The organism is Saccharibacillus sp. CPCC 101409 (assembly GCF_030518235.1).
In the GTDB taxonomy this organism is placed as follows: Bacteria; Bacillota; Bacilli; order Paenibacillales; family Paenibacillaceae; genus Saccharibacillus.
The window spans coordinates 203,079-215,420 of record NZ_JAULSA010000005.1 but is presented as its reverse complement, the minus strand read 5'-3'; the positions used below and the strand labels follow the sequence as shown (position 1 = coordinate 215,420).

Sequence of the window (12,342 nt, the reverse complement as noted above, 5' to 3'; positions counted from 1 at the left end):
TTCATCGCCGTTCCCTTTTTATGCTATGATTCGGAGTAAAAGAGCGTGAAAAGGGGTACGGCAATGGCGGTAACGATCAAAGATATCGCACGGCTTGCGAATGTCTCGCATACGACCGTGTCGCGGGCGCTAAACGGCAGCCCGTTGATAAAAGAAGAGACCCGGCGCAGGATCATGGAGATCGCGGACCAGATGAGCTACACGCCCAATTACAACGCCAAAAGTCTGGTTCTGCAAAAATCGCATACGATCGGCGTATTCTTTACCAGTATTGCAAGCGGAACCTCGTCCAGCTTTCTGGCCGATACGATGAAGGGCGTCAGCGGTGTGATCGACGTCAACTACAATCTGTTCGTGCGCGGCATCGACGATTATACGGACTTCTCGTCCATCCACGGCAAGCGATTCGACGGCATCGTGCTGATGAGCCAGAGCGACAGCGACGACGCGTTTATCTATCATGCGCGAAGCAAAGGCATTCCGCTTGTCGTGCTCAACCGCGAGGTGAAAGCGGAAGGGATCTGCAATATTTTGTCCGACGACCGGGACGGCGCGTATCTGGCCGGCCGCCATCTGATCGACAGCGGACACGAACGAATCGGCCTGATCGAGGGCCGCCGAAGCTTCAAGTCGGCCGCGGAACGCCGCGACGGACTGCTGCGCGCGATGATCGAAAGCCATCTGCCGATTAACGGCGAGTGTATCGTGCCCGGCGACTATACGACGCAGGGCGGGTACGAGGCGATGCGGGCGCTGCTCGATCTGGATACGCCGCCGACGGCTGTGTTCTGCGCGAACGACGACACCGCAATCGGGGCGATGAACGCGGTATTCGAACGCGGACTTCGGGTGCCCGACGATATTTCGATCGTCGGATTCGACGATATCGGATTCTCTTCGTACACCAATCCGGCGCTTACGACCGTCAAGCGCCCGATCGAACGGATCAGCCGCCGCGGCGCGCAGACGCTGGTCGAATGGCTGCGGACCGGCATCGCGCCTCCTCAAGAAACGATAAGGCTGCATACCGAGTTAATTGTACGGAAATCGGTCGAAGAGCGCCGCTGAGCGCTCTTCGACACAAGTCGGCTCCTGTGAATGAAGCCCGTTAATAAAATTGTCGAACTTTTTGTTCACGTGTGCATAAGTATGATGGTTTATTTTGTTATGATCTATATGTTAACGTGTGCATTAAGCGGCATAAAGGAGAATATATCATGGAAAAATTAAACGAGCGAATCCATACGCGCGGCAGTCGCTACCCGGAGAAGGTGCTCCAATACGGAGAAGGGAATTTCATGCGGGCTTTCGTCGATTGGCAGATCGACGAAATGAACAAGAAAGCCGGCTTCGGCGGCAGCGTCGCGATGCTCCAGCCGCTCCCGGCGGGACGGGCGGAAGGGATCAACGAACAAGACGGCTTGTATACGTTGTATCTCCAGGGAATCAAAGACGGCCGGGCGGTAAAAGAACATTCGTTGATCGAATGCGTCAGCCGCGGAATCGATCCGTATTCGAATTATGAAGCGTATATCGCGCTGGCCGAGCAGCCGGAACTTCGTTTCGTCGTATCCAATACGACGGAAGCGGGGATCGCGTTCGATCCTTCCGACACCAAAGAAGGACGTCCGCAGTCGAGCTACCCCGGCAAACTGACGGCTTTCCTGTACCGCCGCTACCGGGCGTTCGGCGGCGACGCCTCCAAAGGCATGATCGTGATTCCGTGCGAGCTGATCGACCGCAATGGCGACAAATTGAAGCAGTTCGTATTGCAGTATGCGGAGCTGTGGCAGCTCGAAGCCGGATTCACGGAGTGGATCGAAACCGCCAATACGTTCTGCTCCAGTCTGGTCGACCGGATCGTAACCGGCTATCCGGCCGATTCGATCGACGAGATTACAGCCGAACTCGGCTATCTCGACGATTACGTGGTTGTCGGAGAACAGTTCCATCTGTGGGTAATCGAAGGTCCGGGGTGGCTGAAGGAAGAATTCCCGGCTCACCTGGCCGGACTGAACGTCAAGATCGTCGACGATATGACGCCTTACCGGACACGCAAAGTTCGCATCCTGAACGGCGCGCACAGCGCGCTGACGCCGGTCGCCTATCTGTACGGACTGAATACGGTCGGCGAATCGGTCGAGCATCCGGAAGTCGGCGCGTTCGTCCGCGGCCTGATCGGCGAAGAGATCGCGCCGATGCTGGATCTGCCGGAAGAAGAACGCCGTTCCTTCTCCGAAGACGTGCTTGAACGGTTCGCGAATCCTTACGTTCAGCATTATCTGACCAGCATCTCGCTCAATTCGATGTCCAAGTTCAAAACGCGCGATCTGCCGACGCTGCTCGAATATGCGCAGCGCCGCGGCGAACTTCCGCCGAGATTGACGTTTGCGCTGGCAGCGCTGATCCGCTTCTACCGGGGCGACCGGGGCGAAGAACGCATTCCGCTGAGCGACGACGCGTTCGTCCTGGAACGTTTCGAACAGCTGTGGGGCGCCTGCGGCGGCAGCGACGAAGAGCTGCGCGCGCTGACGGCGTCGGTACTCGGATTCACCGAAGTATGGGAAATGGACTTGAACGCGGTAAGCGGCTTGACCGAGGCGGTTTCGGACGCCCTGATCCGAATCGAGCGTCTGGGAATGCGCGAAGCCGTTCGTTCGCTGATCGCCGCTCCGTCGGCAAACGGATCGAGATAACCGAGGTGAGGGGCCGGTATGCCTGCCGGCTCCGGGGAGCGTTTGATTATAGAGGAGGCCGCAACGATGAAAGACTATCTGAAACTCAGCGCAGGCGACAATGTGGCCGTCGCGCTGAAAGACCTGCCCGCCGGGGAAACGCTGAAAGTGGGAGAACGCGATGTCACGCTGCGCGAAGCGGTATCGAGAGGGCACAAGATCGCGCTTGCTTCGATCGAACCCGAACAGCATATCGTGAAGTACGGTTTTCCGATCGGACACGCCACGGAATCGATCGCCGAAGGCGCGCATGTGCATACGCATAACGCCAGAACCAATCTCAAAGGCGTCGAAACCTATACTTACGATCCCAAATCGAGCGCCAATCCTTACCGGCTCGAGAACCGGACGTTCAAAGGTTATCGCAGAAAAGACGGAAACGCGGGGATTCGCAACGAACTGTGGATCGTGCCGACGGTTGGCTGCGTCAACGGCGTTGCGGACCTGATCATCAGCCGGTTCAAAGAAGAAGCGGGCGATATCGCGCCGTTCGAGAATATTCTGGTGCTCAAGCACAATTACGGCTGTTCGCAGCTCGGCGACGATCACGAGAATACGCGGATCGTGCTGCAGGACGCGGTCAAGCATCCGAACGCCGGCGGCGTGCTGGTGCTGAGCCTGGGCTGCGAGAACAATACACTGCCCGAGTTCAAGCGTACGCTCGGCGATTACGACGACAAGCGGATCAAGTTCTTGTCGTCGCAGGACGTCTCGAACGAGATCGAAGCCGGCGCCGCGCTGCTGCACGAAATTCATGCCGCCGCCAAGAGCGACGCGCGCGAAGACGTGCCGCTGTCCGAACTCAAGATCGGACTCAAATGCGGCGGTTCCGACGGCTTCTCCGGCATCACCGCGAATCCGCTGCTCGGACGCCTGTCCGACTATATGGCGGCGCAGGGCGGCACGACCGTGCTGACCGAAGTGCCGGAAATGTTCGGCGCCGAGAAGATTCTGATGGAACGGGCCGCGAGCGAGGAAGTATTCGAGAAAACGGTGAACCTGATCAACGACTTCAAGCAGTATTTCCTCGATTACAAACAGCCGGTGTACGAGAATCCGTCTCCGGGCAACAAAGCGGGCGGCATCACGACGCTGGAAGACAAATCGCTCGGCTGCACGCAAAAAGCCGGTACGTCGCCGGTGGTCGATGTGCTTCAGTACGGGGAACGTCTGAAGAAAAAAGGATTGAATCTGCTCGGCGCGCCGGGCAACGATCTGGTCGCGTCGTCGGCGCTGGCCGCCGCGGGCTGCCAGTTCGTGCTGTTCACGACGGGCCGGGGGACGCCGTTCGGCAGCTTTGTGCCTACGGTCAAAGTGTCGACCAATACGCCGCTGTACGAAAATAAGCGCCACTGGATCGACTTCAATGCGGGCACGCTGGTCGAAGACCGCTCCGAAGACGAAGTGCTGCGGGAATTTATCGATTATATCGTCCGCGTGGCGAGCGGCGAACTCGTGAATAACGAGAAAAATAATTTTAGGGAACTGGCTATTTTCAAAAACGGGGTTACGCTGTAATTCCGGGAAAAACAAGACCGGCCGGATATCGGGAAACAAAAAGCGGAACAGACGCGGCGCCCCGTGGGCGTGCGTCTTTTTTTGCTTTCGCGGTTTCGTTGCTTTATGCTAAAAGCGGAACTTCCGCTCAAGCCGGAATTTCCGCCGACGATACATACCGGGAAAGCGGCCCGAGAGCTGTCTTTCCTTTATAAAAGGAGCGGATCGGATGACAAAGCAGGTGCTGGTACTTGGAGGAACGCGCTTTTTCGGGAAAAGGCTGGTTGAAAAACTGCTGGAAGACGGGCAGTCGGTCACGATCGCGACGCGCGGCACGACATCGGATTCGTTCGGCGACCGGGTGGAGCGGCTGAAAGTGGACCGTACCGACGAAGCGGCGCTGGCCGCGGCGGTCGAAGGCAAACACTGGGACGTGGTCTACGACAATATTTGCTACAACGCCGACGAGGCGCGCGCGGCCGTACGCGTATTTACGGGCAAAGTCGGCCGCTATGTGCTGACGTCGAGCCTGTCGGTCTACGACGCGGGTTCGGCCGAGATGACCGAGGAGCAGGTCGATACGGCGTCGCAGGACGCGCCGCCGAGTCCGGTCGGCAAAGTCGGCTACGCCGAAGGCAAGCGCCAGGCGGAGTCGGTCTTTTTCCGCGAAGCGCCTTTCCCGGCGGCTTCGGCGCGGTTCCCGATCGTGCTGGGGCCGAACGATTATACGAAGCGGCTGCACTTCCACGTCGAACGGATCAAAAACGGCGTTTCGTTCGTGCTGCCGAATCCGGAAGCGCGCATCTGCTTTATTTACGAAGCGGAAGCGGCGGATTTCCTGAAATGGCTGGGCGAGGCGGAGGTCGCGGGAGCGTTCAACGCGGCGTCGGACGGCAGACCGAAGCTGCGCGAACTGCTGGCGCAGATCGACCGCGAGACCGGCCGTTCGGCGATCGTCCTGTCGGAAGGACCGGACAGCGAGTCTTCGCCGTTCGGCATCGAAGACGATTGGACGATGGACACGTCCCGTGCCCGGAAGGCGGGCTATGCTTTCCGCAGTCTGGACGACTGGATGCCGGAACTGATCGGACAGCTGGCGCGAGGCGAAGCTTGAACGCGCATCCGGCTCGTCTGTAGAAAAAGCGGATTAAAGCAAAAGTGCGGCAGGGCAAGGTTTGGAGCGCTTTCGGAAGGGAGTGCGAAAATCCATCTTATTGCCTGCCTCGAACGAAGACTGGCTTCATCGCATGCAAAAATCCACTTGATTCGCGAGAAAAGCCGCTAAAACGGCCGATCGGGCGAAAACAAGTGGATTTTTGCATTTTAAAAGGATATAGCCGCCGGATTCCGAAAATAAAGTGGATTTTCGCATTCCGGCGCGTCCCGGAGCAGCGCTCGATTCCGATTACATCTGTCCGCGCGGCCGGCGGCGCAGCATCTGGTTCAGCACTTCGGACAGCACCAGTCCGACGGCGATCGCCCCGGCGATCACGATCGTTTCCGCTCCGGTCTCGATCGCGGCCGTATAGCGGTTCTCGACGAACTGCCGCATGGCGTTGTACGCCATGCCGCCGGGCACGAGCGGAATAATGCCCGCCACGCTGAAGATAATGACCGGCGTACGGTAGAACCGCGCGAACAGCTGGCAGAGGATGCCGACCAGCAGCGAAGCGGAAAGCACGGCCGGCGCTTCGCCGACTTCCCCGCGCAGCAGGATATACAGCAGCCAGCCGAGCATGCCGACCAGTCCGCACTGGAGCAGCGATTTCTTCGGCGCGTTGAACAGGATCACGAATGTCGCCGCGGCAACAAAGCTGGTCATAAGCTGGGCCCACATAAACGCTTCTCCTTCCTAATGAAAAAACAAAATGGCGACCGCGATGCCCGCGCCGATCGCAAAAGCCGTCAGGCAGGCGTCCGCGCCTTTGGAGATGCCGGATACGAGATGGCCGGCCATCAGATCGCGGATCGCGTTGGTGATCAGCAGCCCCGGCACGAGCGGCATCACCGAGCCGATCGCGATCTTGTCGAATTCGCGGCCGAAGCCCAGCCAGACGAACAGCAGATCGAGCAGGCCGACGACAAGCGCGGCGGAGAACTCGGAGAAGAATTTGACCTGCACGATGCGGTGCAGGTAGACGACGGCGGCGAAGCCGCTTCCGCCGGCCAGCAGCGCCGGCAGGAAGTCGGGCCAGGTGCCGCCGAACATAATGAGGAAGCAGGCGCTGGTGACGGCCGCGGCCAGGATCTGCACGGGCAGCGTATAATTGAACGAAGCGGATTCGGCTTTGAGCAGCAGTTCTTTGGCGTCGCGGGCCGACAGCTCGCCCGACGCGATCCGGCGCGAGATCGCGTTGACTTCGGCGATCTTGTGCAGATCGGTCGTGCGTTCTTCGATCCGGATGAGCTTGGCCGGCTGCTCGCCGCTGGTCGAGAAGATCAGCGCGGTCGGAGTCACGTAGCTGTGGCTTTCGGCCAGCCCGAACGCCGTGGCGATCCGGACCATCGTGTCCTCGACCCGGTACGTTTCGGCGCCGCTTTGCAGCATGATTTTGCCGGCCAGCAAACAAAGTTCGATCGTTTCGTAAATAGAAATTTTTTGATCCACGGCTTCTTTACTCCTTCGTCGGTTCGTTAAGCCTGACAGGGCATGAAACATACTGCTGCTCATTGTAACACAACTGAAATCTGTTTTTCAGCCTGTTTTAAGGTTGGCGGGGTAATCTAGTTCTACAACCCCCTTTGAAGTATATATTTGGACCGTCGGCGCTCAGCGCCCGGCGGTCTCTTTTTTTTCGCCGCAGCCGGCGGACCGCGTTTTTTGCATTCCCTGCCGCCGTCCGGTTATACTGGGAATTCGAATATGTCGGAGCTTGCCGGGTGACTGCCGCCTTCCGCGCAGAAGCTTTTTCCGAAAATCGGGTAATAGTGGAAACAGGCAAAAAAAGCGGGGAGCGCGGCGCAATCCGGCACCGGTCCGATTGCGCCGAACGGACACAACGGAATTGAAGGAGGGATGCACGTGAACTTCGGCGCGCGTATGCTGAAAACGGGGATCGCGGTAACCCTGGCTCTATATCTGACGATGCTGCTCAACCTGACGCCGCCCGTCATCGCCGCGATTGCGGCCATTTTTGCCATGCAGCCTTCGATCTACAAATCCTGGCGCTACTTTCTCGATCAGCTGCTGACCAATACCCTCGGCGCCGTGATCGCGATGCTGGCCGGCATGCTGCTGTCGAGCGAACCGATCGCGGTTGGCTTGACCTGTATTGTCGTGATTATGGTCTGTCTCAAAATCAACCGCGCGGACACGATCGGCCTGACGCTCGTGACCGTTATCTCGGTGATGGAAGCGTCCGGACAGTTTCATTTTGCGCTGAACCGCTTCCTGATCAACGTGATCGGGATCTTCGCGGCTTTTATCGTCAATGTGCTGGTGCTTCCGCCCAAACCCAAAGAACAGTTTCTCGGGCAGATCCAGTCGACGTTCGGCCATCTCTCGCTGCTGCTGCGAACGGCGGTATCGGACGAGATCAAAGAAGGCGTGTTCAAAGACGAACAGCGGGGGCTCGACGGCTCGATCCAATCGCTGGCCGAGAAATACAATCTGCTCGAAGAAGACCAGCACAAGCGTAAACGCCCTTCGTATACGGAAAGCCGCCATCTTGTGGTCTACAAGCAGATGCTGCGGGCCCTGCGCAAAGGCAGCGAGGTCGTGCAGGCGGTGGAAGAGCATTATTTTCCGGCGTCGCGCTCGCTTGAGCTTGACACGCTGTTCGACGAACGGCTGGAGTATATGACCAAATACCACGAGCATGTGCTGCTGAAATTCGAGAACAAGCTGAAGCCGGACGAATCGCCCTGGCAGAATATCGAAGAAGAAAACGAACGGTTCGCGCTCGATATGAAGCGGTACCTCCAGCAGCAGGAGGAGAGTACGATGCGGCTGTCGATCGTGACGGCGGAAATTCACGCGTACGGCTACCAGCTGGTGCGGCTCAACCGCCTGGTCGAACATTACGGACAGAACGCGGACCGCGGCGAAAAAAAGCGCTGGACGTACTGGATCAATCCCAAGCATTGGCTCGGGTAATCCGGCAGCTGCCGTTTAGCGGGAAAAGCAAAGGGTAAATAGGTAACGACAGGAAGTTTCGGAACTACAGTCCCCATGCCGGCGGCTTGTCCCGCTTGAATTCAGATAAGCCGCCGACCGCCAATATAAGGAGGAGTTCGCGAATGACCAGGGAACAGATGCGCCGGTGTATCGATGAATGTCTGAATTGTATGGAGGCCTGCAACGTTTGTTACGACGCTTGTTTGAAGGAAAAAGACGCGGCGATGATGCGCGAGTGTATTCGCCTCGACCGGCTGTGCGCGGACATGTGCGAGTTTGCGGCCCGGGCGATGACCCAGAGCAGTCCGTACGCGGCCAAGATTTGTTCGCTGTGCGCGCAGATCTGCGACGATTGCGGCGGCGAATGCGGCAAGCACGAGATGGATCACTGCCGGCGCTGCGCGGAAGCGTGCAAACGCTGCGCCGACGTATGCCGCGAAATGGCATCCCAGACGGCGTAAAAGCTATCCGAACGTGCGGAAAGGGAAGGAAGACCGGGCAGCCGGCGTTCCTTCCCTTTCTCTATGGCCGGAGCACGGAGCGGGAAGCGGCGCCGAGTTCGATTCCGGAATTGCGCGTACACAAAAAATACCCCTGGCTGGCCGCGGCGGGTTGATTTCGCCGGCTCTCAGGCGTACAATTATATTCTGTCGCTATGGGAATATTCGTAAAACTATACTGATTTCTAAAATATAGCATAATATAGGTGCGTTGTCAATAGTCAAAAAGGGGTTGGAACTATAATGGAAATTACCGATCGGGAGTGGCGGCGGGAGCAGGAGCGCGTGAACGACGTAACCGCCAAAGTAACGGGCCGTATCCGCGGACTGGAAGCCCAGCTCGGCGAAGCGCGCGGAGATGTGGTGGAGCTGCGCAAAGAATTCTGGGACGAGGTTACGATCAACTTCGCCGAGCCGGACGATCTGGGCGAAACATCGACCAGCATGCGGCAGCAGTCGCAGGTGCTGGCGCAGCAGGAATTCAGCCACAAGCGGGCGTTCTCCCAACTCGGCAAGCTGCGCAGACTGAAAAACTCGCCGTATTTCGGCCGGATCGATTTTCGCGAAAAAGAAGACGCGGCGGCGGAGCCCATCTATCTCGGCATCGCTTCGCTGATCGACGACAACGAACAGGACTTTCTGATCTACGATTGGCGCGCCCCGATCTCCAGCCTGTATTACGACGGTTCGCCCGGCGATGTGTCGTATCGGACGCCCGCCGGACACGTCGAAGGCGAGATGGAACTGAAACGGCAATACGTGATACGCGATGCCAAAATCCGCGTCATGTTCGATACCGGGATGACGATCGGCGACGAGCTGCTGCAGGAAGTGCTCAGCCAGAGCGCCGACGACCGGATGAAAAGTATCGTGTCGACGATCCAGAGCGAGCAGAACGCGATTATCCGTAACGAGCAGAGCCGGCTGCTGGTCGTGCAGGGCGCGGCGGGCAGCGGCAAAACGTCGGCCGCGCTCCAGCGCGTCGCCTATCTGCTGTACCGCTACCGCGATACGCTGAGCGCGGACCAGCTGGTGCTGTTCTCGCCGAACTCGCTGTTTGGCAGCTACGTCTCGACGGTACTGCCGGAGCTGGGCGAAGAAAATATGCTGCAAACGACGTTCCAGGCCTATCTGGAGCGGCGGATCGGGCGGGAATTCGAGCTGGAAGACGCATTCGACCAGTTGGAGTACCTGCTGCGCGGCGGCGAGTCGGATAGCGGGGAAGATCCCGAATACGAAGCGCGGTTGGCGGGCATCCGCTACAAATCGTCGCTCGATTACCTGAATGTGATCCGCGGCTACCGCGAACATCTGGCGCATCAGGATATGATGTTCCGCCCGATCCGCTTCCAGGGGCACGAGATCGTATCGGCGGAAGAAATGCGGCGTAAATTCTACGAATTCGATCCTTCGGTCAAGCTGCCGAGCCGGATCGAGCAGATGGGCAAATGGCTGCTGAAACAGGTCGGCGAATACGGCAAAACACAGCGCGAAGCCGATTGGGTGGAGAATCAGATCCAACTGCTCGGGACGAGCGAACTGCACCGGGCCTACAATCTCATGCGGCGCAAGCAAAAAGGAGCGGCGCACACATTCGACGATTTCGATCAGCAGCACGAAGCGGCGGCGCGCATGGTCGTCAACGACTGGCTCAAGCCGGTGCGCAAATGGGTCAAGCGCCAGCGCTTCGTCGACGTCAAAGGACTGTACCGCCGGCTGTTCAAAGACGAAGCCCTGTTTATGCGCGTGTCGGGCGGCCGTCCGCTGCCCGCGCTGTGGCACGAGTTCTCGCGCCAGACGCTGGACCGGCTGGCAAAGTCGGAGCTGGCGTTCGAAGACGCCACGCCGCTGCTGCTGCTGAGAGAACTGCTGCAGGGTTTTATCACCAACACGGCGATCCGCCATATCATCGTCGACGAAGTGCAGGATTATACGCCGTTCCAGCTCGAATTCCTCAAGCGGTTGTTTCCGCGCGCCCGTATGACCGCGCTGGGCGACTTGAACCAGGCGATCTACGGCCACGATTCGGCGCTGGACGATTACGATCCGCTGCTGAATCTGTACGGACGCGACGAGAGCATGGTGCTGCGGCTGACGCGCAGCTACCGCTCGACGCGGGAGATTACGGAATTTACCAAAGCGATGCTGCCGGAAGGCGAACTGATCCTGCCGTTTACCCGCAGCGGCGAGAAGCCGGTGCTGCGGCGTTTCGGCGGCTCCGCCGATGCGGGTGTCGAAGACGCGACCTCGGATATGGATGCGGCGCTGATCGCGGATATCGGGGAACTGCGCGAACAGGGCCTCGATTACACCGCCATCATCTGCAAAACGCAGAGCGAATGCAGCGAGCTGCACGCCCGGCTCAAAGGCCGTCTCGATACGCGGCTGATTACCAAAAACACGCCGGCGTTCGAAAAAGGAACGGTTATCGTGCCGGCTTACCTGGCGAAAGGCGTGGAATTCGACGCCGCGCTGCTGTACAACGCTTCGGCGGAACGCTACAGCCGCGAGTCGGAGCGCAAGTTGTTCTACACCGCCTGCACGCGGGCGATGCACGTGCTGCGGCTGTATGCGCTGGGCGAAGAAAGCCCGTTTGTGTCGGGAGTGGATGCGGAATTGTACGAGGTTCGTTAAAAGAGCTTTGTTGAGTAAAGAGGCTGTTCGGAAATATTTCCGGACGGCTTTTTTGCATCAGAACCGCCTTTTGCATATCGAATTTCCGGGGTTGACTGTGACGCCGCGTCATAGTTTAACGTGGAGAACGATCAACGAAAGGGGAGACATTCATGAATATTACCGCGCTTCGTTCCGATGATATTTACCGCCGGATCATCCAGCTGCCGCAGGCGGAAAAAAGAGAAGCGTACCGAGAACTGATGCTGGCTCCGTTCAAAAAGAAATGGGAAATCCAGCAGATTCCGTTTCGCTCGGAGCCGCCCGGCGGATTCGACGTGATGACGCTGAACGATATGATGTACCTGCCCGCGGAGCAGATCGGCGAATCGATGCTGGAGCAGGTAAACGATATTTCGTCCGAGGGATTTTGGGCGGAATGCTGGGCGGTCGTGACCGGCAGCTTTGCCGCTTTTGAACGGCAGGGAATCTCGCTTCCGGTGCAGAAGATTATCTTTACGGTTCTGCTCGGCAATCCGGCCAGCGAACTGCTGAGAATCAACGAAGGCTATTCGGGAGACGGAGGGATTCCGGGTCATATCCTGACCGTGCTGACGCCCAACGCCTACACGCTGCCGAGAATCTATGCCGCGCTGGCCCACGAATGCAATCATAACGTGCGCTATCAGTTTATCCGCTGGGACGCGAACGTGACGCTGGGCGAGCTGATCGTGAGCGAAGGATTGGCGGAGAACTTTGCCGTTTCGCGCTGCGGGGAAGAACGGCTGGGTCCCTGGGTATCCAAAACGGATGCGCAAACGCTGAATCGGGTCGTCAAACCGGGGACACGATCGAACAGGCCACTTTAAAAAGCGCCGAA

The 12,342-nt window shown here is 58.4% G+C and carries 10 protein-coding genes; 8 read left to right on the top strand and 2 right to left on the bottom strand.

The window, feature by feature from the left end:
* The first annotated feature begins 63 nt into the window (after positions 1-63).
* From QWJ34_RS13540 to QWJ34_RS13525, 4 genes are all read left to right on the top strand, one after another.
* Positions 64-1,068: a LacI family DNA-binding transcriptional regulator gene (locus tag QWJ34_RS13540; RefSeq protein WP_302728542.1), complete on the top strand. Its 1,005-nt coding sequence runs from the start codon at positions 64-66 to the stop codon at positions 1,066-1,068.
* Positions 1,069-1,217: 149 nt separating this feature from the next.
* Complete coding sequence (locus tag QWJ34_RS13535; protein WP_302728540.1) at positions 1,218-2,696, top strand: tagaturonate reductase; 1,479 nt, start codon at positions 1,218-1,220, stop codon at positions 2,694-2,696.
* Positions 2,697-2,762: 66 nt separating this feature from the next.
* Complete coding sequence (locus QWJ34_RS13530; RefSeq protein ID WP_302728538.1) at positions 2,763-4,253, top strand: UxaA family hydrolase; 1,491 nt, start codon at positions 2,763-2,765, stop codon at positions 4,251-4,253.
* Positions 4,254-4,461: 208 nt separating this feature from the next.
* Complete coding sequence (locus tag QWJ34_RS13525) at positions 4,462-5,346, top strand: NAD-dependent epimerase/dehydratase family protein (protein ID WP_302728536.1); 885 nt, start codon at positions 4,462-4,464, stop codon at positions 5,344-5,346.
* A gap of 291 nt (positions 5,347-5,637) precedes the next feature.
* Here the strand turns inward: QWJ34_RS13525 and QWJ34_RS13520 are convergent, their stop codons facing one another.
* Positions 5,638-6,069: a threonine/serine exporter family protein gene (locus QWJ34_RS13520; protein WP_302728534.1), complete on the bottom strand. Its 432-nt coding sequence runs from the start codon at positions 6,067-6,069 to the stop codon at positions 5,638-5,640.
* Positions 6,070-6,084: 15 nt separating this feature from the next.
* Positions 6,085-6,840, bottom strand: coding sequence for a threonine/serine exporter family protein (locus QWJ34_RS13515; RefSeq protein ID WP_302728532.1), 756 nt, complete (start codon positions 6,838-6,840; stop codon positions 6,085-6,087).
* A gap of 414 nt (positions 6,841-7,254) precedes the next feature.
* On the opposite strand from QWJ34_RS13515, the gene QWJ34_RS13510 reads away from it, so the two are divergent.
* The 4 genes from QWJ34_RS13510 to QWJ34_RS13495 all read left to right on the top strand — a co-directional run bounded on the left by QWJ34_RS13510 (position 7,255) and on the right by QWJ34_RS13495 (position 12,331).
* Positions 7,255-8,328, top strand: coding sequence for an FUSC family protein (locus tag QWJ34_RS13510; RefSeq protein ID WP_302728531.1), 1,074 nt, complete (start codon positions 7,255-7,257; stop codon positions 8,326-8,328).
* A 143-nt stretch (positions 8,329-8,471) separates the two neighbouring features.
* Complete coding sequence (locus QWJ34_RS13505) at positions 8,472-8,810, top strand: four-helix bundle copper-binding protein (protein WP_302728530.1); 339 nt, start codon at positions 8,472-8,474, stop codon at positions 8,808-8,810.
* Between the two features lie 282 nt (positions 8,811-9,092).
* Positions 9,093-11,483 (top strand): RNA polymerase recycling motor HelD, encoded by a 2,391-nt coding sequence (gene helD / locus QWJ34_RS13500; protein ID WP_302728528.1) that lies wholly within the window; start codon positions 9,093-9,095, stop codon positions 11,481-11,483.
* 152 nt (positions 11,484-11,635) lie between these two features.
* Positions 11,636-12,331, top strand: coding sequence for a DUF2268 domain-containing putative Zn-dependent protease (locus QWJ34_RS13495; RefSeq protein ID WP_302728526.1), 696 nt, complete (start codon positions 11,636-11,638; stop codon positions 12,329-12,331).
* Positions 12,332-12,342: the final 11 nt, after the last annotated feature.